This window comes from Xanthobacter autotrophicus (assembly GCF_030015065.1).
Taxonomy (GTDB): Bacteria; Pseudomonadota; Alphaproteobacteria; order Rhizobiales; family Xanthobacteraceae; genus Xanthobacter; species Xanthobacter autotrophicus_D.
In genome coordinates this window covers 13,970-36,309 of record NZ_JAIVFN010000036.1, presented here as the reverse complement: position 1 = coordinate 36,309, position 22,340 = coordinate 13,970, and the positions used below count along the sequence as shown (strand labels likewise).

The 22,340-nt window shown below is 69.9% G+C and carries 24 protein-coding genes; 14 read left to right on the top strand and 10 right to left on the bottom strand.

All coding sequences use genetic code 11. The annotated features are described in order from the left end of the window. The coding region (locus tag K9U40_RS09730; protein ID WP_282889999.1) for a DUF3280 domain-containing protein at positions 1 to 373 on the bottom strand (373 nt) is incomplete at its 3' end. A gap of 253 nt (positions 374 to 626) precedes the next feature. Between K9U40_RS09730 and K9U40_RS09725 the strand changes: the two genes are divergently transcribed. The 5 genes from K9U40_RS09725 to K9U40_RS09705 all read left to right on the top strand — a co-directional run bounded on the left by K9U40_RS09725 (position 627) and on the right by K9U40_RS09705 (position 5,343). Continuing rightward, entirely contained in the window at positions 627 to 1,850 is a 1,224-nt protein-coding gene (locus K9U40_RS09725) for an ABC transporter substrate-binding protein (RefSeq protein ID WP_282889998.1), read from the top strand. A 113-nt stretch (positions 1,851 to 1,963) separates the two neighbouring features. Next, positions 1,964 to 2,965, top strand: coding sequence for a YVTN family beta-propeller repeat protein (locus K9U40_RS09720; RefSeq protein WP_282889997.1), 1,002 nt, complete (start codon positions 1,964 to 1,966; stop codon positions 2,963 to 2,965). A 38-nt stretch (positions 2,966 to 3,003) separates the two neighbouring features. Next, positions 3,004 to 3,804, top strand: a complete 801-nt coding sequence (locus K9U40_RS09715; protein ID WP_282889996.1) for an ABC transporter ATP-binding protein — start codon at positions 3,004 to 3,006, stop codon at positions 3,802 to 3,804. A gap of 46 nt (positions 3,805 to 3,850) precedes the next feature. After that, positions 3,851 to 4,720, top strand: coding sequence for an ABC transporter permease (locus K9U40_RS09710; protein ID WP_282889995.1), 870 nt, complete (start codon positions 3,851 to 3,853; stop codon positions 4,718 to 4,720). Further along, positions 4,720 to 5,343 (top strand): hypothetical protein, encoded by a 624-nt coding sequence (locus tag K9U40_RS09705; protein WP_282889994.1) that lies wholly within the window; start codon positions 4,720 to 4,722, stop codon positions 5,341 to 5,343. The genes K9U40_RS09710 and K9U40_RS09705 overlap by 1 nt, the downstream gene beginning before the upstream one ends. Before the next feature lie 85 nt (positions 5,344 to 5,428). On the opposite strand, the gene hpt is transcribed toward K9U40_RS09705, so the two are convergent. Then, complete coding sequence (gene hpt / locus K9U40_RS09700; protein ID WP_282889993.1) at positions 5,429 to 5,965, bottom strand: hypoxanthine phosphoribosyltransferase; 537 nt, start codon at positions 5,963 to 5,965, stop codon at positions 5,429 to 5,431. Between the two features lie 229 nt (positions 5,966 to 6,194). On the opposite strand from hpt, the gene ftsE reads away from it, so the two are divergent. From ftsE to K9U40_RS09675, 5 genes are all read left to right on the top strand, one after another. Then, positions 6,195 to 6,854: a cell division ATP-binding protein FtsE gene (ftsE, locus tag K9U40_RS09695; RefSeq protein ID WP_282889992.1), complete on the top strand. Its 660-nt coding sequence runs from the start codon at positions 6,195 to 6,197 to the stop codon at positions 6,852 to 6,854. Then, positions 6,841 to 7,839 (top strand): cell division protein FtsX, encoded by a 999-nt coding sequence (locus K9U40_RS09690; protein ID WP_282889991.1) that lies wholly within the window; start codon positions 6,841 to 6,843, stop codon positions 7,837 to 7,839. The genes ftsE and K9U40_RS09690 overlap by 14 nt, the downstream gene beginning before the upstream one ends. Positions 7,840 to 7,922: 83 nt before the next feature. Beyond that, the gene (locus K9U40_RS09685; protein WP_282889990.1) at positions 7,923 to 8,759 is read left to right on the top strand and encodes a YdcF family protein; all 837 of its coding nucleotides are present in this window, start codon (positions 7,923 to 7,925) and stop codon (positions 8,757 to 8,759) included. 198 nt (positions 8,760 to 8,957) lie between these two features. Continuing rightward, positions 8,958 to 9,746, top strand: coding sequence for a lysophospholipid acyltransferase family protein (locus tag K9U40_RS09680; protein ID WP_282889989.1), 789 nt, complete (start codon positions 8,958 to 8,960; stop codon positions 9,744 to 9,746). A gap of 67 nt (positions 9,747 to 9,813) precedes the next feature. Then, on the top strand, positions 9,814 to 10,218 hold the full coding sequence (locus K9U40_RS09675) for a hypothetical protein (protein WP_282889988.1): 405 nt from the start codon (positions 9,814 to 9,816) through the stop codon (positions 10,216 to 10,218). Between the two features lie 135 nt (positions 10,219 to 10,353). Here K9U40_RS09675 and K9U40_RS09670 read toward each other — a convergent pair whose 3' ends face one another. Next, positions 10,354 to 10,968 carry a gamma-glutamylcyclotransferase gene (locus tag K9U40_RS09670; protein ID WP_282889987.1) on the bottom strand — a complete coding sequence of 205 codons (615 nt, stop codon included), beginning with the start codon at positions 10,966 to 10,968 and terminating at the stop codon, positions 10,354 to 10,356. A gap of 308 nt (positions 10,969 to 11,276) precedes the next feature. Between K9U40_RS09670 and K9U40_RS09665 the strand changes: the two genes are divergently transcribed. Further along, positions 11,277 to 12,341: a DUF2125 domain-containing protein gene (locus tag K9U40_RS09665; protein ID WP_282889986.1), complete on the top strand. Its 1,065-nt coding sequence runs from the start codon at positions 11,277 to 11,279 to the stop codon at positions 12,339 to 12,341. A gap of 78 nt (positions 12,342 to 12,419) precedes the next feature. On the opposite strand, the gene K9U40_RS09660 is transcribed toward K9U40_RS09665, so the two are convergent. Both K9U40_RS09660 and K9U40_RS09655 read right to left on the bottom strand, forming a co-directional pair. Next, a complete protein-coding gene (locus tag K9U40_RS09660) occupies positions 12,420 to 13,553 on the bottom strand; it encodes an alpha-D-ribose 1-methylphosphonate 5-triphosphate diphosphatase (protein WP_282889985.1) in 1,134 nt (377 codons plus the stop codon). A gap of 69 nt (positions 13,554 to 13,622) precedes the next feature. Beyond that, a complete protein-coding gene (locus K9U40_RS09655) occupies positions 13,623 to 15,254 on the bottom strand; it encodes a hypothetical protein (RefSeq protein ID WP_282889984.1) in 1,632 nt (543 codons plus the stop codon). A gap of 301 nt (positions 15,255 to 15,555) precedes the next feature. On the opposite strand from K9U40_RS09655, the gene argB reads away from it, so the two are divergent. After that, on the top strand, positions 15,556 to 16,473 hold the full coding sequence (gene argB, locus K9U40_RS09650) for an acetylglutamate kinase (protein WP_282889983.1): 918 nt from the start codon (positions 15,556 to 15,558) through the stop codon (positions 16,471 to 16,473). Here the strand turns inward: argB and K9U40_RS09645 are convergent. Continuing rightward, positions 16,463 to 17,005 carry a GNAT family N-acetyltransferase gene (locus K9U40_RS09645; RefSeq protein ID WP_282889982.1) on the bottom strand — a complete coding sequence of 181 codons (543 nt, stop codon included), beginning with the start codon at positions 17,003 to 17,005 and terminating at the stop codon, positions 16,463 to 16,465. The two genes, argB and K9U40_RS09645, sit on opposite strands and share 11 nt — an antisense overlap. Before the next feature lie 193 nt (positions 17,006 to 17,198). On the opposite strand from K9U40_RS09645, the gene K9U40_RS09640 reads away from it, so the two are divergent. Together K9U40_RS09640 and K9U40_RS09635 are read left to right on the top strand one after the other, a co-directional pair. Continuing rightward, complete coding sequence (locus tag K9U40_RS09640) at positions 17,199 to 18,344, top strand: glycerol dehydrogenase (protein WP_282889981.1); 1,146 nt, start codon at positions 17,199 to 17,201, stop codon at positions 18,342 to 18,344. A 40-nt stretch (positions 18,345 to 18,384) separates the two neighbouring features. Continuing rightward, complete coding sequence (locus tag K9U40_RS09635; RefSeq protein ID WP_282889980.1) at positions 18,385 to 19,095, top strand: GntR family transcriptional regulator; 711 nt, start codon at positions 18,385 to 18,387, stop codon at positions 19,093 to 19,095. A 12-nt stretch (positions 19,096 to 19,107) separates the two neighbouring features. Here K9U40_RS09635 and K9U40_RS09630 read toward each other — a convergent pair whose 3' ends face one another. Genes K9U40_RS09630 through K9U40_RS09615 form a run of 4 tightly spaced genes read right to left on the bottom strand, consistent with a single transcriptional unit; the run spans position 19,108 to position 22,336 of the window. Then, positions 19,108 to 19,812: an SDR family NAD(P)-dependent oxidoreductase gene (locus K9U40_RS09630; protein WP_282889979.1), complete on the bottom strand. Its 705-nt coding sequence runs from the start codon at positions 19,810 to 19,812 to the stop codon at positions 19,108 to 19,110. 28 nt (positions 19,813 to 19,840) lie between these two features. Continuing rightward, positions 19,841 to 20,602 carry an ABC transporter ATP-binding protein gene (locus tag K9U40_RS09625; protein ID WP_282889978.1) on the bottom strand — a complete coding sequence of 254 codons (762 nt, stop codon included), beginning with the start codon at positions 20,600 to 20,602 and terminating at the stop codon, positions 19,841 to 19,843. Then, positions 20,583 to 21,320, bottom strand: coding sequence for an ABC transporter ATP-binding protein (locus K9U40_RS09620; RefSeq protein ID WP_282889977.1), 738 nt, complete (start codon positions 21,318 to 21,320; stop codon positions 20,583 to 20,585). Before K9U40_RS09620 ends, K9U40_RS09625 begins: the two co-directional genes overlap by 20 nt. Beyond that, positions 21,317 to 22,336, bottom strand: a complete 1,020-nt coding sequence (locus K9U40_RS09615) for a branched-chain amino acid ABC transporter permease (RefSeq protein WP_282889976.1) — start codon at positions 22,334 to 22,336, stop codon at positions 21,317 to 21,319. The genes K9U40_RS09620 and K9U40_RS09615 overlap by 4 nt, the downstream gene beginning before the upstream one ends. Between the last annotated feature and the right edge of the window lie 4 nt (positions 22,337 to 22,340).

Genomic DNA, 22,340 nt, shown 5'->3' with positions numbered 1-22,340 from the left:
GGACCAGCTTTTCCGCCCCGCCCACCTCCTGGACCTTGATGGTGATGGTAAGGATGAGGTTGGAGATCTTGCGCACCATGCCCAGCATTTCGAGGCGCGCCCCGGCGGCGCCGGCAATGTCCGCCTCGCAGCCATTGCATTTGTAGAAGGGCGCAAGCTCGGCGATGCGCGCGGCCTCGCCCTGAAGATCCACCGGCGCCATCTCCCCGGATTCGGCGACGAGCCGGGCCAGCTCCGCATTGACCAGCTTCAGGCGCGCCGCCTGCTCGGCCTGCACCTCCGCGCGGGTGTCGAGGGTGTCGTCGAAGAACTCGAAGCCGAACACAGCGGTCGGCACGCCGGCCGAAGCCGCCTGCGCGCGCGTCGCGGCCACGGCCGGACCCGCGCCCGCCAGAACGGCGGAAAGCAGAAAGACATATGCACACCGCATGGCCGGCACCCTTTTCCCGTCAAGGGTGTCACAGCCGCCCGGCGCGTGGCAAGCCGGGAACATCTTATTGTTTTCTTAGATCTATTTGGTTGCGCCCCTGAGACGATGGTGTCTAGATCTTCCCGTTTCCGGATCGTGATCGTCCCACACCATGCTGAACTCACGCTGACCTTGGCCCCATGGTGACTTTGGCCCCATGCTGACGCGCATTCTTCGCCTGCTGCTTCCGGCCGTCGCCCTCGGGGTGCTGGCCCCGGCCCCGGCATATCCGCAGCAGCCCCCGGCATCCGAGGTCAAATCCGAGCCCAAGCCGCTGGAGGTGCGCATCGGCCTGATCACCCACGCCGTGCCGCCGCCCCCGCTCTACGACCTCCTCGCCGTGCCGGAGGACGAGGCCGTGGCCGGGGCCGAGCTGGCGGTGAGGGACAATGCCACCACCGGTCTCTTCACCGGCCAGAGCTTCACCCTCGAGACCACCACCCTGGCCGAGGACGAGGACCCGGTCGCCGCCGCCCGCGCCTTGGCGGAGGGCGGGACGCGCCTCCTCATCGCGAACCTGCCCGGCGACGCCCTCCTCAAGGTGGCCGACGCGGTGAAGGACAAGGGCGTTCTCGTCTTCAACGTGGGCGCCACCGACGATGCGCTGCGCGCGGAGCAATGCCGCGCCGACGTGTTCCACGTGGCGCCGAGCCGCGCCATGCTCACCGACGCCCTCGCCCAGTTCCTCGCCTCCAAGCGCTGGTCGAAGCTGTTCCTCATCGTCGGGCCGCAGCCGGGGGACCAGCTCTACGCCGAGGCGCTGCGCCGCTCGGCGAAGAAATTCGGGCTGAAGATCGTCGCCGACAAGCCCTGGACCTTCGGCCCGCTGGGGCGCGACCGCTCCGACAGCATCACCCGCTCCGACGCCCTGGTCTTCAGCCGGGGCGTGGACGCGGACGTGATCGTGGTGGCGGACGAGGCCAACGACTTCGGCAACTACATCCCCTTCCGCACCTTCGAGCCGCGCCTGGTGGTGGGCACGCAGGGCCTCACCGCCTCCACCTGGCACCAGGCGCAGGATGCCTGGGGCTCGGCCCAGTTGCAGAGCCGCTTCCTGCGCTCGGCCTCCCGCACCATGCGGCCGGCGGACTATCAGGCCTGGGTCGCCGCGCGCATGATCGGCGAGGCGACGACCCGCACCAGGAGCGCCGATCCGGTGGCCATCCGCGCCTTCCTGCGCACGCCGGACTTCAGCCTCGCGGCCTTCAAGGGCGTGCCGGTGAGCATCCGCCCGTGGGACCAGCAATTGCGCCAGCCGCTGCTCATCGCGCAGCCGCTCGGCATCGTCTCGGTGGCGCCGGAGGAGGGCTTCCTGCACCAGCGCACCCCGCTCGACACCCTCGGCACCGACGAGGGTGAATCCAAGTGCCGATTGAAATAGTGCCGGCCTGGCTCGCGCCGCCTCGAAGGGGCGGCGACCCAAGCAAACGCACCAAGTAAACGCACCAAGCAAACGCGCGCGAAAAAGCGCCACCTGTCTGGAGGAAAGAGCCGATGACCCCTTGTTCCCGCCCGCGGCTCGCCGCGCGCCGCGTCCTGCCGCTTCTCGCCGGCGCCGCCGCGCTCTTCGCCGCCGACGCGGCCTCCGCCTATACCGTCTATGTCTCCAACGAGAAGGGAAACTCCATCAGCGTCATCGATTCAGCGACGCTGGAGGTGAAGCAGACCGTGAAGGTGGGCCGGCGCCCCCGCGGCATCACCATGAGCCCGGACGGCAAGGTGGTCTATGTCTGCGCCAGTGACGACCACACCGTCCAGGTGATTGATCCGGCGAGCCTGAAGATCCTGCGCAAGCTGAAGTCCGGCCCCGATCCGGAGCTGTTCGCGCTGCACCCCACCGGCAATCCGCTTTACATCGCCAACGAGGACGACAACCAGGTCACCGTCCTCGACGTGGAGGCCAACAAGGTCGTTGCCCAGGTGCCGGTGGGCACCGAGCCGGAAGGCATGGCCGTGAGCCCGGACGGCGGCACCCTCATCGCCACGTCCGAAACCACCAACATGGCCCATTTCATCGACACCAAGACCAACAAGATCGTGGGCAACGTGCTGGTGGACGCGCGCCCGCGCTTCGCCGAATTCTCCGCCGACGGCAAGCACCTGTGGGTGTCCGCCGAGGTGGGCGGCACGGTCGCGGTGATTGATCCGCAGACCCGCCAGATCATCAGGAAGATCAGCTTCAAGATCCCCGGCGTCTCCAAGGAGGCGATCCAGCCCGTGGGCATCCGCATCACCAGGGACGGCAAGAAGGCGTTCGTGGCGCTGGGCCCGGCCAACCGCGTGGCGGTGGTGAATACCGAGACCTTCGAGGTGGAGAAATATCTCCTCGTGGGCCAGCGCGTGTGGCAGCTCGCCCTCACCCCAGACGAGAAGCTGCTGTTCACCACCAACGGCAATTCCAACGATGTCTCCGTCATCGACGTGCCCGAGCTGAAGGTGGTGAAATCCATCAAGGTGGGCGGTGCCCCGTGGGGCGTTGTGGTCTCGCCCCAATAGGTGCGAGGGTTGAATCCGGCACGGCCCGGAGAGGCGGCATGAACGATCAGGAAGCGCCGGCGCTGGAAATCCGCGCGGTCAGCCACGCCTTCGGCCCCAGACGCGCGCTCGACGACGTGTCCCTGACCGTCCCGGCGGGGCGCTTCGTGGCGCTGCTCGGCCCCAATGGCGCAGGCAAGACCACCCTGTTCTCACTGGCGACGCGGCTCTACAGCACGCGCGAGGGGGCGGTGCGCATCTTCGGCCACGACCTCGCGCGCGCGCCCTCTGCGGCGCTGGCGGAGCTGGGCGTCGTGTTCCAGAGCCGCACCCTCGACCTCGACCTGACCGTGAGCCAGAACCTCGCCTACCACGCCGCCCTCCACGGCCTCGCCGGCCGGCCTCTGAAGGCGCGTATCTCGGCGCTGCTCCATCTGGTGGGCCTCGCCGACCGGCTGAACGAGAAGGTGCGCACCCTTTCCGGCGGACAGGCGCGGCGGGTGGAGATCGCCCGCGCCCTCATCCACCGCCCGCGCCTGTTGCTGCTGGACGAGGCCACCGTGGGCCTCGACCTCGCCTCGCGCGCCGCCATCGTGGACATCGTGCGCAAGCTGGTGGTCGAGGAGGGCCTCGCGGTGCTGTGGGCCACCCACATCTTCGACGAGGTCCACCCGCAGGACGAGATCTACGTGCTCGACAAGGGTCGCATCATCGCCCACGGCTCGGCGGACGAGGTGGCCGGCGGCCATCTCGCGCCCGCCCGGACCGGGGCGGAGCCCCCGGCGCCGGAAGGGGCCACAGCCGCCCTGGAAGCCGCCTTCCGCGCCATGACCGGGGCCCGCGCGGAGGATGCGGCATGAGAACCGGCATGAGAACCCACACGAGAACCCGCACGAGGCTCCCGCAATGACCGACGCGGCTCTGCCTCCCCGCCACATGGTCCGTCCCGTGCGCGCCCTCGGCGCCGCCGGCTATGCCGTGTGCCTCGCCGGCATCGTGAACCGCGAGCTGCTGCGCTTCGTGCAGCAGAAGGAGCGGTTCCTCTCCGCTCTGGTGCGGCCGCTGGTGTGGCTGTTCATCTTCGCCGCCGGCTTCCGCAGCGTGCTGGGCGTCTCCATCATCCCGCCCTACGAGACCTACGTGCTCTACGAGGTCTACGTGACGCCGGGCCTCGCGGTGATGATCCAGCTCTTCAACGGCATGCAGTCCTCCCTCTCCATGGTCTACGACCGGGAGGTGGGCTCCATGCGGGTGCTGCTCACCAGCCCGTTCCCACGGTGGTACCTCCTGCTGTCGAAGCTGGTGGCGGGCGTGGTGGTGTCGCTGGCGCAGGTCTATGTGTTCCTCGCCATCGCCCGGCTGTGGGAGGTGGAGATGCCGCCCATGGGCTATCTGGCGGCCCTGCCCGCCTTCATCCTCACCGGGCTGATGCTGGGCTCCATCGGGCTGGTCATCTCCTCGCTGATCCGGCAGCTGGAGAATTTCGCCAGCGTGATGAACTTCGTCATCTTCCCCATGTTCTTCGCCTCCTCGGCCCTCTACCCCCTGTGGCGGGTTCGCGAGGCGAGCGAGGCGCTTTACCTGGTCTGCCTCCTCAATCCCTTCACCCACGCCGTGGAGCTGGTGCGCAACGCGCTCTACGGCGCGTTCGAGCCCACCGCGTTCGCCGTCGTGCTCGGCACCACCATCGCCTTCTTCGCCCTCGCCGTCGTCGCCTACGATCCCGGGCGCGGCATCATGGGGCGGCGGGGCGGTCCCAAAGGAGAAGCCGCGTGATGCGTCCGCTTTCCCTCGCCTTGTTGGCCGCCGGCGTCCTTTTGGCCGCGCCGGTGGCCGCGCCGGCCCAGCCCAAGGCGGATCCGGACTGGCCCTGCATCCAGCGCAAGACACCGGAGATCGACCTCGCCCAGGTGTGGAACGGGCCCGACCCGGCCTCCGCCGGCAGGTGGACCGACGACCAGGAGGCCGCCGCCGTCGCCCAGAAGATCGCCTCCCGCCGCACCCCCATGGACGAGGTGGACGTGGTGCTCCAGCTGTTCGCGCGGGAGGCGGGCCCGGATGCCAGCACCCGGCTGCTGCGGGTGATGGCCGGGGCCTATGAGATCATCAACACCGAGCGCAGCCGCGTCATGCACGGCATCGAGCGCTACGCCCGCGGGCAGCAGCGCCTCGCCGACCGCATCCGCGAGGAGGGCGACAAGCTCAGCCAGGCCCGGACCTCGTCCGGCAGCACCGACACCGCCGAGACCAAGGCGCTGGACGAGCAGCTGACCTGGGACGCCCGCATCTTCGACGAGCGGGCGCGCTCCCTCACCTATGTGTGCGAGATGCCGGTGCTGCTGGAGCAGCGGGCCTACGAGATCGGCGAGCGCATCGCCGCGCGCATGAAGGGCGGCTGAGCCCCGCGGCGCCCCGCGGCGCCTCCTGCCATCGGCCCCGGTCTCTGACCGGCGCCAGGCGGGCTTCGCTCACGGGCCGGTGGTATTATTCCAGCCCCTGGATGTGCCCGATATAGGGCAGCTGGCGGAAGGCATGGGCCACGTCCATGCCGTAGCCGACCACGAACAGGTCCGGGCAGGTGAAGCCGACGAAATCCGGATCAATGTGCACCGCGCGCTTGCCGGGCTTCTCCAGCAGCACGCACACCAGCACCCGCCGCGCCCCGCGCGCCATCAGGAGATCCTTGGCGAAGGCCAGGGTGCGGCCCGATTCCAGGATGTCGTCGATGAGCAGCACATCGCGGTCGCGAACGTCGCTCTGCACGTCCCGCAGGATCTCCACCTGACCCGAGGAGATGGTGGCCTCGCGGTAGGAGGACAGGTGCACGAACTCCACTTCCGGCTCGAGGCCGGAGGCGTGCAGGGCGCGCAGCAGGTCGGCTGCGAACATGAAGGAGCCCTTCAGCACCGCGACGGCGAGCAGGCGCTCCGGGTTGATGGCGGCGATCTCGGCCGCGAGGGAGTGGTTGCGGGCGGCGATGCGGTTCTCGTCATAGAGAACGGTGACATTCGGCAGGGTCATGGTTCCTCGTCGCAAGATGCGCGAGCATGGGCCTTCGGGCGCGGGGCGTCCAGCCGGGAGGGGCGCGTCGGCACGCTACCCTCTCCCCCGCAAGCGGGAGAGGGTTCACCTGCAAACGGTGGGGGCGGCGCGCCGGGGCCGGCGGCGACACCGCCCGGTGGCGGGGCGGCGCGCTTCGTTTATGTTGGGACCGCATGCGCCGCAGGCGATTCGCGGGAAGGAAGGGGCGTTGGTCCGGTTCGAGAATGTCGGCTTGAGATACGGCATGGGACAGGAGGTGCTGAAGGATGTCTCCTTCGGCATCGAGCCCAATTCGTTCCAGTTTCTCACCGGCCCCTCGGGCGCCGGCAAGACCACGCTCATGCGCCTTTTGTTCCTGTCGCTGAAGCCCACGCGCGGGCTCATCACCCTGTTCGGGCGGGATGTCTCCTCCCTCGATCCGGACGAGGTGGCGGTGCTGCGCCGGCGCATCGGCATCGTGTTCCAGGATTTCCGGCTGCTGGACCACCTCACCACCTACGAGAACGTCTCGCTGCCCTTGCGCGTGCTCGGCAAGGAGGAGGCGAGCTACCGCGCCGAGGTGACCGAGCTTCTGGGCTGGGTGGGCCTCGGCGATCGCATGCACGTGCTGCCGCCCATCCTCTCCGGCGGCGAGAAGCAGCGCACCGCCATCGCCCGCGCCCTCATCGGCCGGCCGGAATTCCTGCTTGCCGACGAGCCCACGGGCAATGTGGACCCCACCCTCGCCCGCCGGCTGCTGCGCCTGTTCATCGAACTCAACAAGTCCGGCACGTCGGTGCTGCTGGCCACCCATGACATCGCCCTCATGGACCAGTACGACGCCCGCCGCCTCGTGATCGCCGACGGTCGCCTCTATGTCTACGAATGACGCCGCCCCCGCCGGCAAGACGCCGGCCGCCGCCGTGCCGGGCGACCCGGCGCGGGCCGCCACCCAGCCGGCCAAGGTCCGCCCCGAAAAGGCGCGCCAGCCCACCTCCATCGTGCCCTCCTCCACCATTGCCGGGCGGGCGCTGGTGGCGGTGGTGGCCATCATGACCTTCCTCGCCGGCATCACCATCGGCTCGGCCGTGGCGGTGCGCGGCACCGCCAGCCAGTGGCGCTCGGACGTGACGCGGGAGGTCACCATCCAGATCCGGGCCGGCGACAAGGCCACCACGGATGCCCAGGTGCAGGCCGCCGCCGACATCGCCCGCAAGACCCCCGGCATCGCCGACGCCCACATCCTCACCGGCGAGGAGACCTCCCGCCTGCTGGAGCCGTGGCTGGGCTCCGGCCTCGACCTCAACGACCTGCCGGTGCCCCGGGTGGTGGTGCTGCGCCTCGACGGCGCCGGCACCGCCGACCTCTCCCGGCTGAGGCGCACGCTGACCGACAAGATCCCCACCGCCTCCCTCGACGATCATCGCGGCTGGTCGCGGCGCCTCGTGGCGGTGACCGACGCGGTGATGCTCATCGGCGTCGTGCTTCTGGTGCTGGTGGGGCTTGCCACCGTGCTCTCGGTGGTGTTCGCCACCCGCGCGGCGGTCGCCACCAACCGCGCGGTGGTGGAGGTGCTGCATTTCGTTGGCGCGCGGGACGGCTTCATCGCCGCCCAGTTCCAGCGCCATTTCCTCAAGATCGGCACCCAGGGCGGGCTCATCGGCGGCCTCGGCGCGGCGGCGGTGTTCGGCGCCCTCGCGGCCCTGCCGAAGCTCGGCCTCGGCGGCGATCCGGAATTGCCCACGGTGGTGAGCTGGCTCAATCCCGGCCCGTGGGGCTTCCTCGGCATCGCGCTGGCGGTGGCGGTGGTGGCGCTGGCCACCGCGCTGACCTCCCGCGTCACCGTTTACCGGACGTTGAGGACGATCCAGTGAAGCTGCGCCCCGGCGCAGGCGCGGACCTCCCGTCCCGTGGATCGTCCTCGCCTCTGCCGTATTCCATGGGCATGCTTTAATCTATGACCATGTCCAACACCGAGCGCAGAACGGTGCGGCAGAGCGATACCGCGAAGGGGAGCACGGGCGCCGGGGCGAAGCCTCCGGGCCGCCGATGGCGCGTCCTGCGCCGCGTCGCCGTGGGCATGGTGCTGCTCGTGGGCCTGGCCGGCGTGGCCGGCGCGGCGGGCTTCCTGGCCTTCACCGCCCGGATCGCGGCGCGCGAGCCGGCGGCGGTGAAATCGGCCGACGCCATCGTGGTGCTCACCGGCGGGCCGTCGCGCATCATGGACGCGGTGGGCCTACTGGCCGATGGACGCGGCCGGCGCCTGCTGATCACCGGCGTCAATCCCGCCACCACCACCGACGAGATGCGCCGCGCCCTGCCCGATGGCGAGCATCTGCTCGGCTGCTGCATTGATCTCGGCCACAAGGCGCTCAACACCCGCGGCAACGCGCTGGAGGCGGCGGAATGGACCCGCGAGAAGCGCTTCCGCTCGCTCGTGGTGGTCACCTCCTCCTGGCACATGCCCCGCGCCATGATGGAGCTGGGCCGCGCGCTGCCCGACGTGGAGCTGGTGGCCTATCCCGTGGTCACCACCCGCACCCAGCCGGAAAGCTGGTGGAGCGATCCCGGCACGCTCAGGCTGCTGGTGAAAGAATACCTCAAATTCATCATGGCCACGGTGAAGATCCGTCCGGCCCAGGCGGTGGCCGGTCCCGGCGAGGCTCCACGCCCGGCGCCGTCCTCCACCGGCGCGCCAGCGTCATCGGCCCCGGCGCCGCTCCGGCTCACTCCCGCCTCGGCGCCCACCGCCGGCGCCGCCCTGCGACCGGCGGAAGCGCGCCTTTCGCCCTGATGCCCGCCCGGCGCCCTCCAAATTCAAGAAAGAGAGCGCGGTGCCCGATCAGCTTGCGATGCAAGCTGATCGGCGCGTGCTCTTGAGCAGTTCGCCCTTGAGTTCGGGGCCGGTTTCGCCGATCAGGTGGCCGCCCGGCCCGATCGCGCGCACCGGACGGCCCCCGGCGACCCCGAACCCAAGCGACTGGAGACCCTCGTGACCGGCGTTCTCACTCTCCTGCGCTCGCTGGCCTTCCAGGTCGCCTTCTACGGGACCACCATCTTCTACATGCTGCTGTTCATGCCGCTGGTGCCGGTCCTGCCGCGCAAGCTGCTGTGGCGGACCAGCGTGATGTGGTGGGTGGCCACCAACCGCGTGCTGCTGCGCGTCATCGCCGGCACCAGGGCCGAGTTCCACGGGCTGGAGAACATCCCAGAAGGACCGCTGCTGATCGCCGCCAAGCACCAGTCGGCATGGGAGACCTTCGCCCTCCTGCCCCTGTTCTCGGACCCCGCCTTCATCCTGAAACAGGAATTGATGCGCATCCCGGTCTTCGGCTGGTTCGCCACCAAGGCGCGCATGATCCCCATCGACCGCAAGGGCGGCTCGGCGGCGCTCAAGGCCATGACCCGGCGGGCGCAGGCCGACATGGCCGAGGGCCGCCAGATCCTGATCTTCCCCGAGGGCACGCGGCGCCCGCCCGGCGCGCCGCCGGACTACAAGCTCGGCGTCTCCCACCTCTATGCCAGCCTGAACGTGCCCTGCCTGCCCATCGCCCTCAATTCCGGGCTATACTGGCCGCGCCGCGCCATCATCCGGCGGCCGGGGACCATCAGGGTCGAGGTCCTTCCGCCCATCCCCCCCGGCCTCGGGCGGTCCGCCTTCATGGCGCGCCTGCAGGCGGATATCGAGACCGCCAGCGACCGCCTGCTCGCGGAAGGCCTGAAGGACCTGGGTACGGCGGCCCCGGACGACCTGCCCAGGCCGGCCGGAACCGCCGCCTGATCCCCGTTTTCCACCGCCTGTGGAAAACTCTTGATCGCGGCACGGAGATCGTTCTAGTTTCGTTCTCATGAACGCAACTGATTCGCTCCTTGTCCCCCTCGTGGATGCCGGCAACCTCAACGGTTTGAAGCACGGCGGCCTTGGATCGCGCTACCGTTTCTGGCGCGACGAGAACGGCGTGCGCCATGTGTTCTCCGTCTATCCAGCCGACGCCGCTCCCGATTATCCCGACGCCCTGGCCGTGGTCACGCGGCGCACGCCGGCAGGCGCCATCGCCATGTGGGCCGGCCCCGCAGGCGAGGCGGCGCGCATCGCCGCGCTGCGAACGCGGGGTGACGAAATCCACATCCACGTCTTCGGCGACGAGGGCGCCCCCACGCTGCGCCGCCTGATGGAGCGCGCGAGCGCCCTTGCCCCGGCCCGGGCTGCCGGCCTGCCGCGCTGCCGCATGGACCGCCGCCACGCCGCCTGACGGGTGATCTCGCCCATCGGCCGTTCGTCAAGCCCGCGCGGCGCCGGTTAAGGGCACCTGTGCGCCCCGCCGGACCGCGAGTTTGCCAATTGCCCCCCGGCGCCGGGGGCAAAGGGCAGGCGTATCGACGCCGGCTCAGGGCAGGGTGTCGTCGTCCGCAGCGGGCAGATCCGCCGGAGCGCCATGGCCGCCCGCCAGATGGTGGACGATATAGGTCAGCGCCGTGTCGCGGATGCCGAGACCCTCCAGCGCCTTCACCGTGGCAACCACATAATCCGTGTTCGGCCCCGACTTGCCGTGCGAGCGCCGCACCAGGTGCAGCTGGTCCTCCAGCGTCAGGCCCCGCGCATATTGGGGATGGGCGCGGTTCACCAGATAGGCGACGGCGACGGCCTCGCGGTCCGATCCGTCCAGCAGGCTGATGCGGCGCGTCACCTCGCGATAGACGCCGGAAATCTGCTCCCGCTCGGTGAGGTAGGCGTGGGTCTGCGGCCAGTCCGCGCCCGTCACGCGGTAGGCGATGCCCCGGCACGCGCCGCCCAGATCGAGGCCGAGCACGAGGCCGGGCCGTTCAGGCGTACCGCGATGGTGGAATGAATAGACGCACAGCGTCCGGTGCGCGCCGGTGAGCCGCGCCTCGCAGCGTTCGGCGAAGGCAAAGCCGGGATTCCACATGAGCGAGCCATAGGCGAACACCCAGACGTCGCCCGCGTCCGGCCTGCCGGTCTTTGCCGCGTGCTCCTCGCCCATGGATGCGCCCGATGCTCCAGCCTCGCTTTACCATCTACGCTCGACGCGAACCGTCTCGGTTTCGCCCGAAAACGCTCGGACGTTGACAGAACCGCCGGACCGTCGCCTAACAGCCGGCGCCAGCCGCCGCAAGCTTCGGTGCGCGACGCCCTCGGGCGCAGCGGATCGAAGCCCGCAAGCGGGGAGCAATGCATGCTCTCGTCTGGAAACCGGAACCGGTTCCGGGATATCGACATCAGGCGCGGGAGCCATTGCGCGCGGCGACGAAACGCGAGAAGGCTCCGGCGGACACCACCCCAGGGACGTTCATGACCGTCACCGACGCTCTTCCTCCCCGCCGCAAGCCGTGGCTCGTCATCGTCCCCCTGGCGCTCGTGGTGACCGTCGCGGTCATCTGGAGCGGCCTGTGGTTCTATGCGGCCGACCGCGCCGAGCGCGAGATCGACGCCTGGATCAGCCGGGAAGCGCGGCTCGGCCGCATCTGGGGCTGTGCCGACCGCAGCCTCGCCGGCTTCCCGTTCCGCTTCGAGCTGCGCTGCCAGTCCCCGACGCTGGAAACGCGCGGCGGCGACGCCATGCGCTTCACCGCCGTCTCGGGCCATGCGGTGGCGCAGGTGTGGGCACCCAACCACATCGTAGCCGAGTTCACCGGCCCGGCGCGGGTGGAAGACCTCAATACCAGGAGCATCTATGCGGCGGCATGGTCGCTGCTGCAGATCAGCGGCATCGGCGACCTTTCCGGCCGGCCCCAGCGCTTCTCGCTGCAGTCCCACGACATGCGGATCGAGCAGCCCGGCGCGCCGGGCGCGGCGCCCACGCCGCTCGCCACAGCGCGCCTGTTCGAGTTCCATGCCCGCCGCGCCGCCGGCACGGACGGCAAGCCCGACGGCGTGGATTACGCCTCCGGCATGCTCGGCGGCGAAAGCCCGCTGCTCGGCGCCCTGGGCGTGAGCGGCCCGGTGGACATGACCCTGCAGGGCACGGTCACCGCCTCGGCGGACCTGCGCCCCATGCCACTGGCCCAGCGCCTCAGGGCCTGGGCGGCGGCGGGGGGCGTGGCGACCCTCGATCGCTTCGCGGTGACCTCGCCCAAGCTTGCCTCCACCGCCTCGGGCGCGCTCTCCCTCGATCCGCAGGGGCGGCTCAACGGCAAGCTCGATCTCGGCTTCGCCGGCCTCGCCGATCTGGTGCGCGGGCTCGACCAGGCCGGCGTGATCCCGCGCGAGGTCTCGCCCATCGTCAGCGCCCTCGCCATGGTGGGCAAGAAAGGCCAGGTGGAGGGACGCCAGGGCACCACCTTCGCCCTCGGCTTCGACGCCGGAACCCTCAAGCTGGCCGGGTTCCCGGTGGGCATCGTGCCGCCGGTGTTTTGACACCGACGGTGCCGGGCCCGCGGCGCCAGGACCAAGCCCTCCCAGAACCGGTGAAAATGCAAAATCCGCCGCGGGCCGTCAGAACACCCGCTCGCCTTCCACCGTCACATGGCGCACCACCGGCGTCATCTCCACCATGCGGAACCGCAGCAGGTCCGCGCGCAACCCCTCGGCGAGGCGGCCGCGATCGGCGAGCCCCGCCATCCTGGCCGGGTTGCGGGTGACGAGGGCCATGGCCCGCTCCAGCGGCAGGCCATCGGCGAAATGCAGCCGCGCCGCCGCCTGGAGCAGGCTCGCCGGCACGTAGTCGGAGGCGAGGGCATCCACCAGCCCCTCCCCGGCCAGGGCGCCCATGGCGACGCCGCCGGAATGGGAGCCGCCGCGCACCACGTTGGGAGCGCCGCCGATGGTGGAAAGCCCCGCCTCGCGCGCCGCCGCCGCGGCTTCGCGGGTGGTGGGAAACTCGCTCACGGTGCAGCCGGCCTCCCGGGCGAGGCGCACATGCTCGCCCGTGGTGTCGTCGTGGCTGGCACGCACCAGGCCGGTCGCGGCCAGCATCTCCACCAGCGGCGCGAAATTGCGCTCCACATTGGAGCGCCCACGCGCGGTGCGCTCGGCGATCTCGCGCTCGGCCTCGTCCGCCTCCTTGCCGATGCCGAGGAGGAAGCCCCGCAGCACGTCCACGTTGCGCCACTGCCGGGCGCCGGGCGTGTGGTCCATGAGCGAGGCGAAGGCCAGCGTCCCGCGCTCCAGCGCCGGCTCCACCAGCGCGAGCAGGTCCGGATCGGTCATCTCGCAGCGCAGATGCACGAGATGATCGGCGCGGAACAGGCCGGCGCCCCCTTCCACCGCATCGAGCATCAGCTCGAACAGCTCCCGCCGCTCGGCCTTGGCCTGGTCGAAGCCGCCGGCGCAGATGGCGTCGAACACGGTGGTGATGCCGCTCGCCACCGTCTGGCCGTCATGGGCGAGGGCGGCGGCCCGCGCATCCGGCCAGAACACTTTGGGCCGCGGGACGAAGTGGCCTTCCAGCGCGTCCGTGTGCAGGTCGACGATGCCCGCGCTCAGATAGTCGCCCTCGCAATCGACGGCGGAGGGCGCATGCGCGCGGCCTGCATCCACGGCCGCGATCACGCCGTCGCGGACGGTGACCGTGCCGTCGATGACGGCGTCGTCGAGGATCAGGCGGGCGTTGGTGAAGACGGTTTCCATGCGGCCTCTGTACCGGAAAGGCGCATGCCTTGCACCGGACGGTGACGGCGCCGTGACGGCGCCCCGTGGTCAGGACGGCGGGGCCGTGGGCGGGATGACCTGGTAGAGCTGGAAGCGCTCGCCCTCGAACACCGGCTTCAGCCGATCGCTGTCGGGATTGGGCGCGCCCCGCTCGGTGAAGAGCAGGTAGACATAGTCGAAGTTCTGCGGCCACACGTCCCAGTAGCGCGGGCCGTCCGCCGTGCCCTCCTCCTCGGTCACGAGCAGCTGCTCGATCTGGGGCGGGGTGCCGTCCTCGGTGTCCACGTGGCTGCGATAGGGCTCGTGGACCCGCAGGATCTGCTTGCCCTTCACCGCGAACGCCGTGGTCACCAGGGACGATTTCTCGATCATGGCGAGGCAGGCGGCGTGGACGAGGCCGAGGTCGCGCGGGTCGTTGCCGCCGTTGATGTCGGCATAGGCGACGAGCACGCGCGAGCCGGGCTTGATGAGGCTCACCGACTGGCTGAACGCGACGGTCCACTGGGAGAGGCGGTTCCACACCACCTGCACCTCGCCCACCCGCACCGCCAGCAGCAGGACGAGCACCACGGCGAAGCCGCGCCGGGCCAGCCGGTGGCGCAGGTCCGCGCGCAGGGCCGCAAGCACGAAGAAGGCGATGGCCACCGGCAGGCGCTGGTCGGCCATGTAGCTCGCGAACACCACGCGCGGCATGGCGAGGTAGACGGCGCCCGCCACCAGGAGCAGCGGCAGCATCAGCGAATGGACATGCAGCAGGCGGTGCCGCGCCGCCCACATGGCGGCACCCACCACCACGGCGGAAAGCGTGATGGCCACATAGTCGAAATAGACGTTCACGACCATTTCGATGCCGTCCACCTTGCCCTGCGGCTCCCAGATATTCTCAGTGCTCAGGCCCCAGGTGGGACTGGCGAGGAGCATGGGAACGATGGGCAGGAAGGGCAGACCCGCCGCCGCGAAGCCGAGGAGCCGCGGGCCGAGCGGGCCGCGGCCCTGGCGCAGGCGGTCGAGCTCGTAGGCGAGGAGGCCGACGCCATACACTCCCGCCGCGAACAGGTGGCAGAAGAACAACACCACCACGAACAGGGTCGAGACCAGGTAGCGCCACGGCCACGGCCGGTCCCGCAGCAACACCCAGAAGGCCAGCGCGAACAGGGCGAGGCCGATGCCGAAATAATAGTTCATCACCCCGATGAGGAAGATGCCGTTGTAGAGCAGCGGGAAGGCCACCAGCGGCAGCGCCGACCACATGCCGAACAGCGCCCGGTTGAGGGTCAGCGTCCCGCCGGCGATGAGGGCGAAGCACAGCAGCGTGTAGATCTCGCCGGCGGTGTAGATGTCGGTGAGGCGGTCGATCACCGGCACCACCATGTCCATCATCAGGTTCGGCAGGATGGACCACTTCAGGTAGTAGAACCGGGCGATGTCGGGGTTGTGCGGCAGCTCGGCGATCACGTGCATGCGCGCGAGATGGTTCACGTAGTCCGACAAAGGCGGGAGCGGGTGCGTCACGACCGGCACCGCCACCAGCGCGAGGCAGGCGATGAACAGCAGCGCGATCCAGCGTCCCCGCAAATCGTGCGGCCGGCGTTCCGGCGGCGCGGCATGGCCGTGGGCGGAAGCGGGCCCGACACGGGACGGCGTGGCGGAGGGCAGCAAGGGGGTGTTCATCTGGGCCATGCGGTCTCTGGCGAAGGGCTGGAGCGGGTGGCGGCGACGGTGGCGGCAGCGGGTGGCGGCAGCGTCCTGCGGGCAGGCCCGCACCCGGCGCGCGGGGCTGTTGACCTGCCGAATGTGTTGGAGCGGAGGCCGCTTCTGATCACCTTTGCGCGACCGTGGAAAGACTGACGCAAGGGAAAAACGAGCGAAAGATATGCGCATGGCACGGCGCGGCACCACGCCCTTTCACGGGGCCGGGGAAACGGCTAGAAGGGCGCCGCCCCGGCGCCGGCCGGGCGCGAGGGACCAGAGCGAGCGCGTCATGAACGAGCCCATTACCACTCCCGTGTCGGAAGCCCAGCTGCAGGCCCAGTTGCAGGCCGAGGTTCTGGCCAGGGCGCTGCCCCACATGCAGCGCTACGACGACGCCATCGTCGTGGTGAAGTATGGCGGCCACGCCATCAGCGGCGAGGAGGGCGCGCGCACCTTCGCGCAGGACATCGTGCTTCTGGAGCAGTCGGGCGTGAACCCGGTGGTGGTGCATGGCGGCGGTCCGCAGATCGGCGCCATGCTGGCCAAGCTCGGCATCAAGTCCGAGTTCGCCGCCGGGCTGCGCATCACCGACAAGGCCACGGTCGAGATCGTGGAGATGGTGCTCGCCGGTTCCATCAACAAGCAGATCGTGGGCTTCATCAACGAGGCCGGCGGCAAGGCCATCGGCCTGTGCGGCAAGGACGGCAACATGGTGCGCGCCCGCAAGGCGAACCGCATCGTGATGGATCCCGGCAGCAAGATCGAGCAGGTGGTGGACCTCGGCTTCGTGGGCGAGCCGGACACGGTGGACACCACCGTGCTCGACCAGATCCTCGGCCGCGAGCTGATCCCGGTGCTGGCGCCGGTGGCCGCGGCGGTGGACGGCGGCACCTACAACGTGAACGCCGACACCTTCGCCGGCGCCATCGCCGGCGCGCTCGGGGCCAAGCGCCTGCTGCTGCTCACCGACGTGCCCGGCGTGCTCGACAAGAACAAGCAGCTGCTGCCCAGGCTCACCATCGCCGAGGTGCGGGCGCTGATCGCGGACGGCACCATTTCGGGTGGCATGATCCCCAAGGTGGAGACCTGCATCTACGCTCTGGAGAAGGGCGTGGAGGGCGTCGTCATCCTTGACGGCAAGGTGCCCCACGCGGTGCTGCTGGAACTGCTCACCGACCACGGCGCCGGCACGCTCATCACCCGCTGAAGCCGAGGTCGGCCTCCTCGGGCACGCCCTCGGCGCCCGGCCCGAGGGGGCGCTGCATCAGCACCGTGTCGATCCACCGGCCGAACTTGAGGCCGGTGGCGGGCAGGATGCCCACATCGGCGAAGCCGCAGGCGCGATGCAGGCGAATGGAGCCCGCATTGGCGCTGTCGCCGATCACAGCCACCATCTGGCGGAAGCCCCGCGCCGCGCACGCGGCGATGAGCGCCTCCAGCAGCGCCCGGCCGATGCCCTTGCCCTGCGCCGCCGGCGCCACATAGATGGAATTCTCCACCGTGTGGCGATAGGCGATGCGCGGGCGGAAGGCGCTGGCATAGGCATAGCCCAGCACCCCGCCGTCCTCTTCCATGACCAGATAGGGAAAGCCCGCCTCCACCACGGCCGCGTGGCGGCGCGTCATCTCGGCGACGCCGGGCGGCGTCAGCTCGAACGAGGCGGTGCCGGTGCGCACGGCCTCGTCATAGATGGCGGCGATGGCGGGGATGTCGGCGGGCGTTGCGGGACGGATCGGCATGCCGTCTTTTACGGCAGGAAGGCCGGCCCTGAAAAGGCCGCTGCTGCGGCAGGGAGAACCCGGCGCCTCTCCGCCAGCGCCGGCCGGGAAGGACCGGGCGGCCTCGCCGCAGCGCTTGATCTCCGATTATAATGCACGATATATCATGTTTTAAACGACGCCCATCGGGCGGCCTCGCCTTGGGAGGGTACAGATGAAGGTATTCGGCGCGCCGCGGCGCTATGTGCAGGGCAGGGGCGCACTGGACCAACTGGGACCCGAGCTGGCGCGCCTCGCCGACGCCGCCGCGCTGGTGATCGACCCCGTCATCGACGATCTCTTCGGCGCGCGCCTCGCCGCCTCGTGCGCACAGGCCGGGGTGCGGCTGCAACGCCTGCGCTTCGGCGGGGAAAGCTCGCCCTCCGAGATCGACCGCCTGCTGGCCGCGCTGGGCGACACCCCGCCCCCGCTGGTGGCGGCGGCGGGCGGCGGCAAGTGCATGGATGCGGGCAAGGCGCTGGCCAACCGCATCGGGGCGAAGGTGGCGACCATCCCCACCATCGCCTCCACCGACGCGCCCACCAGCCACAATTACGTGCTCTATGACGACGACCACCGCCTGCTGGCGGTGGAGAAGCTGCCCGCAAATCCGGACCTCGTTCTGGTGGACACGCAGGTGATCGCCGAGGCGCCGCGCCAGCTTTTCCTCGCCGGCATCGGCGATGCGGTGGTGAAGCTGTTCGAGGTGGAGCGCTGCATGGCCGCCAAGGGCCGCAACGTATTCGGCGCCGACCCGGCCTTCTCGGCCCTCATTCTCGCCCGCGGCTGCTATGACGTGCTGCGCCGCCACGCCCCGGCGGCGCTCGCCGCCGTGGACCGCAAGGACGCCGACGACGCCCTCGACCTGGTGGTGGAGGCCACCGTGCTCATGAGCGGCCTCAGCTTCGAGAGCGGCGGCCTCTCCATCGCCCATTCCATGACCCGCGGCCTCTCCGCCGTGCCGAAATACGCCCGCGCCCTGCACGGGCTGGAAGTCGCCTACGGAGTGCTGGTGCAGCTGGTGCTGGAGGGACGCGACGCGGCCTTCTTCGCCGACCTCGTGGGCTTCTACGCCGCCATCGGCCTGCCCACGAGCCTTGTCGCTCTTGCCGGCGCGGCGCCCTCGCCGGAGGAGGCGCAGACCATCGCCCGCCTCACCCTCGCCGCCCCCCACGCGCGGCATTTCCCCCGGGTGCTGGAAGAAGCGGAAGTGGTGCGCGCCATCCTCGCCATCGAGGCGGGGCGGTTCTCGGATGTGATGCGGGAAGACGCAATTTCGGGGAGCACGCCCCACGGCACCGCGCCGGCGATGGCCGTATGATATAGGGTGTACCAAGATCCATTCTGAAGCGTTGGATGCCATGGCCGAGCTGCGGCAGATCGAGAAGGAAAATCTTTCGGCCCGCGTCTACGGCCGCATCCGCCGGGCGCTGATCGACGGGCAGTTCGAGCCCGGCGAGCGGCTGCGCATCTCCGCCCTCGCTGCCGATCTCGGCACCTCCATCACCCCCGTGCGCGAGGCCATCTTCCGCCTCGTCAGCGAGCAGGCGCTGGAGATGAAGGCCGCCACCGCCATCCATGTGCCGCTGCTGGACAGCGCGCGGCTGAAGGAGATCCAGCTCATCCGCATGGAGCTGGAGGGCGCCGCCTGCGCCCGGGCGGCGGAGCGCATCACCGATAAGCAGATCCGCCGCCTCGAGCAGATCCAGGCCGAGTTCATCGAGGCCGCCGCATCGAACCCGAAGAAAGCGAGCCTGAAGAACCGCGACTTCCACTTCGCGCTCATCGAGATCGCGGAGCTGCCGCTGCTCGAATCCATCGTGGAGAATATGTGGACGCTGATGGGGCCGCTGCTCAGCGTGTTCCACGCCACCCTGCCCCCCCGCCAGATCGCCGGCGAGGACCACCGCCACTATGACGTGCTGGCGGCGCTCAAGGCGCGCGATCCCGAGCGGGCGCAGCATGCCATCCAGCAGGACATCGCCTGGGGCCTCGTCATGGCCGACTGGCTGGACGAGCAGGCCAAGGCCCCGCCCGGCAAGCGCAAGCTCGCCTCGCTTACCGCGGAGTGAGGCGAACGCCCCTCACGCGATCCCGTAGCCGCCATCCACGGGGATGATGGCGCCCGTCACATAGGCCGCCGCCGGGGACAGGAGGAAGCCCACCACCTGCGCCACGTCAGCGGGCTTGCCCCAGCGCTGCATGGGGATGCGCGCCATGATGGGCCCCGCCCGCTCGGGATTGAGCAACGCGCCAGCGGACAGGCGGGTCTCGATCCAGCCCGGCGCCACCGCGTTCACGCGGATGCCCTCGGCCGCGAACCCCACCGCGTGGGAGCGGGTGAGCTGGAGGACGGCGCCCTTGCTGGCCGCATAGGCCGGATTCCGTCCCGAGCCGAAATAGCTCCACATGGAGGCGGTGTTCACCACCGCCCCGCCCGCCTGCGCCAGCGCGGCACGGAAGGCGAGGGTCACGATGTTGGAGCCGTTGAGGTTCACGTCGATGACCCTGGCGAAACCCTCCGGCGTCAGTTCCTTCGCGTCATGCAGGATGATGCCGGCGCAGTTCACCAGCGCCGACAGGCATGGAAAGCCAGCGGCGAAGGCCGCCACCGCCGCCGCGTCGGTCACGTCCAGCTCGGCGAAGCCGATGGCCGCCGGCAGGTCGTCATCCCGGTCGCGGCCGGCCGCCACCACCGTGTAGCCGTCGCCGAGCAGATGCTCGGCCACCGCGCGGCCGATCCCCGTGCCGCCGCCGGTGATGACGGCGACGCGCTCCAAAGCAGTCATGTGGGTCTCTCCCGATGGGGCGGCGGGCTCACAGCCCCAGATAGCTCGCCCTGAGATGATCGTTCGCAAGTAGGTCCGGCCCGGTGCCCGAGAGGGTCACGGCACCGTTCTCCAGCACGTAGCCGTGGTCCGCCATCTCCAGCACCTGGAACACGTTCTGCTCGATGATGAGGATGGTGAGATCGCGTTCCCGGATGCGGGCGATGCTCTCGAACAGGCGATCCACCATGATGGGGGCAAGGCCGAGCGACGGCTCGTCCAGCGCCAGCACCCGCGGCAGGGCCATGAGCGCGCGACCCACCGCCACCATCTGCTGCTGCCCGCCCGACAGGGTGGAGGCGTTGCAGGCCTGCCGCTCCTTCAGGATGGGGAAGAGGTCGAACACCTCCTCCAGCGTCGCCTCCCGCCGCGCCCGCGCGCGCGGGTTGGCGGCGCCCACCAGCAGATTCTCGCGGATGGACATGTCGAGGAAGAGTTGCTTGCCCTCCGGCGACTGCACGAAGCCGCGCTCCACGATGCGGTGCGGCGGAAGGCCCGAAAGCACCTCGCCGCCGAGGCGGATCTCGCCCCGTCGCGGCCGGATGAGGCCGGAAATGGTGCGCAGGAGCGTGGACTTGCCGGCCCCGTTGGCGCCGATCAGCGCCACGATGGAGCCCGGCTTCAACGCGATGTCGATGCCGCGTAGCACATCCTGCTCGCCATAGCCGGACCACAGGTCCTTCACCTCAAGCGCGGGCGCCTCCCGCCCGCCCCGCTGGGGCGCGGTATTCTCAAGCCCGAGCATGGACATAGCGCTCTCCGAAATAGGCCTTCAGCACGTCGGGCTGGTTCACCACCTGCTGCGGCGGTCCGTCGGCGATGAGCTTGCCGTAGTCGAGCACGATGACCCGGTCCGACAGGCCCATGATCACCTTCATCACATGCTCGACGATGAGGATGGACACGCCGAGGTCGCGCACCCGGCGCACCAGCGCCACCATCTCCTGGGCCTCGGTGGGGGTGGCGCCGGCCACCACCTCGTCCATCAGCAGCAGGCGCGGGCCGGTGGCGAGCGCCCGCCCCAGTTCCAGCTTGCGCCGGTCGAAGGCGGTCAGGTCCTCGGCATCCGTGCACGCCTTGGCGGACAGGCCGAGGAAGTCCACCACCTTCTCCGCCTCGGCCCGCGCCTCGGCTTCGGAGGCGGTGCGCACGAAGGCGCCCACCATCACGTTCTCCACCACGGAGAGGCCGCCGAACGGCTTCGACAGCTGGAAGGTGCGGGCGATGCCGAGGCGACAGATGTCCCACGGCTTCTCGCCCACGATGTCGCGGCCGTTGAAGCGGATGGCGCCGGTGTCGGTGCGCAGCGCCCCGGCGATCATGTTGAACGCGGTGGTCTTGCCGGCGCCGTTTGGGCCGAGCAGGCCGAGGATCTCGCCCTTGTCCATGTGGAAGGAGAAGGGAGAGACGGCCTGCAAGCCGCCGAAGCGCTTGGAGATGCACTCCACCTCGAGGATGCGGTTGCTCATCGTCCCTCGACCTCCTTCGGCTTCACGACGGGCGCGGGCGCTTTCGGCGCGGGTGCGAGCCAGCGCTGGAGCGGGGCGATGATGCCTTTCGGGAAATACAGCACCGCCAGCATCAGCACGACGCCGTAGAGGATGAGGTGTAGCCCCAGCACGTGCCCGCCGAGGGTCGCGCGCACCACCTCGCCCACGGGATGCAGCACCAGCGCCCCCAGCGTCGGGCCGAGAATGGTGCCCTGCCCGCCCACGATGGTCATGACCGCCATGTCGATGGACAGGTCGATGCCCATGTTCCGCTCGGGATTGATGTAGCGGAACAGCTGCGCGTAATAGGCGCCGCCGAGGCCGGTGAGGAAGGCGGAGAGCGCCAGCGCGGTGAGGCAGTAGCGGGTGGGGTCGATGCCCAGCGCCTCGGAGCCGTCGCGGTTGCCGCGGATGGCTTTCAGGTAAAAGCCCAGCCGCGAGCGCTCCATGAGCCGGGTCGCCGCCATCACCCCCACCAGCATGGCGAGGATGATGAAGTAATAGGGCAGCTTGCCGTCGAACTGGAAGGCAACAAAGCTCGTGCCGCCTACCGGCGGAACCGTGAGCCCCTGCGCGCCCTTCAGCGGGATGCCGAGGAACGCGTCGGTATTCTCCAGCCAGATGCGCAGGATCTCGGCAAAGGCGATGCTGGTGAGGGTGAAATAGGGCCCCTTCAGCCGGAAGGTGGCATAGCCCACCGGCACCGAGATGGCCGCCGCCAGGATGCCGCCGAGGATCATGCCGATCCAGGGCGACAGCCCGAGCCCGGTGAACAGCAGCACGCTGGCATAGCCGGCGATGCCGGAGAAGGCGGCGTGGCCCAGCGACACCTGCCCCACATAGCCGCAGACGAAGTTCCACGACGAGGCCATGTAGGCGAAATAGAGCACCATGGCCGCCGAATGGACCACGTAATTGTCGGCGACCACGAACGGCAGGATCAGCGCCGCCACGAGCAGCGGCAGGCCGAGGATGAGGGTGAAGGAGACGCGCATGGAG

What these genes read in the sequence shown, in the direction of transcription:
- K9U40_RS09725 (WP_282889998.1), top strand. Translation starts at nt 627, where the DNA reads ATGCTGACGCGCATTCTTCGCCTGCTGCTTCCGGCCGTCGCCCTCGGG.
- K9U40_RS09720 (WP_282889997.1), top strand. Translation starts at nt 1,964, where the DNA reads ATGACCCCTTGTTCCCGCCCGCGGCTCGCCGCGCGCCGCGTCCTGCCG.
- K9U40_RS09715 (WP_282889996.1), top strand. Translation starts at nt 3,004, where the DNA reads ATGAACGATCAGGAAGCGCCGGCGCTGGAAATCCGCGCGGTCAGCCAC.
- K9U40_RS09710 (WP_282889995.1), top strand. Translation starts at nt 3,851, where the DNA reads ATGACCGACGCGGCTCTGCCTCCCCGCCACATGGTCCGTCCCGTGCGC.
- K9U40_RS09705 (WP_282889994.1), top strand. Translation starts at nt 4,720, where the DNA reads ATGCGTCCGCTTTCCCTCGCCTTGTTGGCCGCCGGCGTCCTTTTGGCC.
- hpt (WP_282889993.1), bottom strand. Translation starts at nt 5,965, where the DNA reads ATGACCCTGCCGAATGTCACCGTTCTCTATGACGAGAACCGCATCGCC.
- K9U40_RS09690 (WP_282889991.1), top strand. Translation starts at nt 6,841, where the DNA reads ATGTCTACGAATGACGCCGCCCCCGCCGGCAAGACGCCGGCCGCCGCC.
- K9U40_RS09685 (WP_282889990.1), top strand. Translation starts at nt 7,923, where the DNA reads ATGACCATGTCCAACACCGAGCGCAGAACGGTGCGGCAGAGCGATACC.
- K9U40_RS09675 (WP_282889988.1), top strand. Translation starts at nt 9,814, where the DNA reads ATGAACGCAACTGATTCGCTCCTTGTCCCCCTCGTGGATGCCGGCAAC.
- K9U40_RS09670 (WP_282889987.1), bottom strand. Translation starts at nt 10,968, where the DNA reads ATGGGCGAGGAGCACGCGGCAAAGACCGGCAGGCCGGACGCGGGCGAC.
- K9U40_RS09665 (WP_282889986.1), top strand. Translation starts at nt 11,277, where the DNA reads ATGACCGTCACCGACGCTCTTCCTCCCCGCCGCAAGCCGTGGCTCGTC.
- K9U40_RS09660 (WP_282889985.1), bottom strand. Translation starts at nt 13,553, where the DNA reads ATGGAAACCGTCTTCACCAACGCCCGCCTGATCCTCGACGACGCCGTC.
- K9U40_RS09655 (WP_282889984.1), bottom strand. Translation starts at nt 15,254, where the DNA reads ATGGCCCAGATGAACACCCCCTTGCTGCCCTCCGCCACGCCGTCCCGT.
- argB (WP_282889983.1), top strand. Translation starts at nt 15,556, where the DNA reads ATGAACGAGCCCATTACCACTCCCGTGTCGGAAGCCCAGCTGCAGGCC.
- K9U40_RS09645 (WP_282889982.1), bottom strand. Translation starts at nt 17,005, where the DNA reads ATGCCGATCCGTCCCGCAACGCCCGCCGACATCCCCGCCATCGCCGCC.
- K9U40_RS09640 (WP_282889981.1), top strand. Translation starts at nt 17,199, where the DNA reads ATGAAGGTATTCGGCGCGCCGCGGCGCTATGTGCAGGGCAGGGGCGCA.
- K9U40_RS09635 (WP_282889980.1), top strand. Translation starts at nt 18,385, where the DNA reads ATGGCCGAGCTGCGGCAGATCGAGAAGGAAAATCTTTCGGCCCGCGTC.
- K9U40_RS09630 (WP_282889979.1), bottom strand. Translation starts at nt 19,812, where the DNA reads ATGACTGCTTTGGAGCGCGTCGCCGTCATCACCGGCGGCGGCACGGGG.
- K9U40_RS09625 (WP_282889978.1), bottom strand. Translation starts at nt 20,602, where the DNA reads ATGTCCATGCTCGGGCTTGAGAATACCGCGCCCCAGCGGGGCGGGCGG.
- K9U40_RS09620 (WP_282889977.1), bottom strand. Translation starts at nt 21,320, where the DNA reads ATGAGCAACCGCATCCTCGAGGTGGAGTGCATCTCCAAGCGCTTCGGC.
- K9U40_RS09615 (WP_282889976.1), bottom strand. Translation starts at nt 22,336, where the DNA reads ATGCGCGTCTCCTTCACCCTCATCCTCGGCCTGCCGCTGCTCGTGGCG.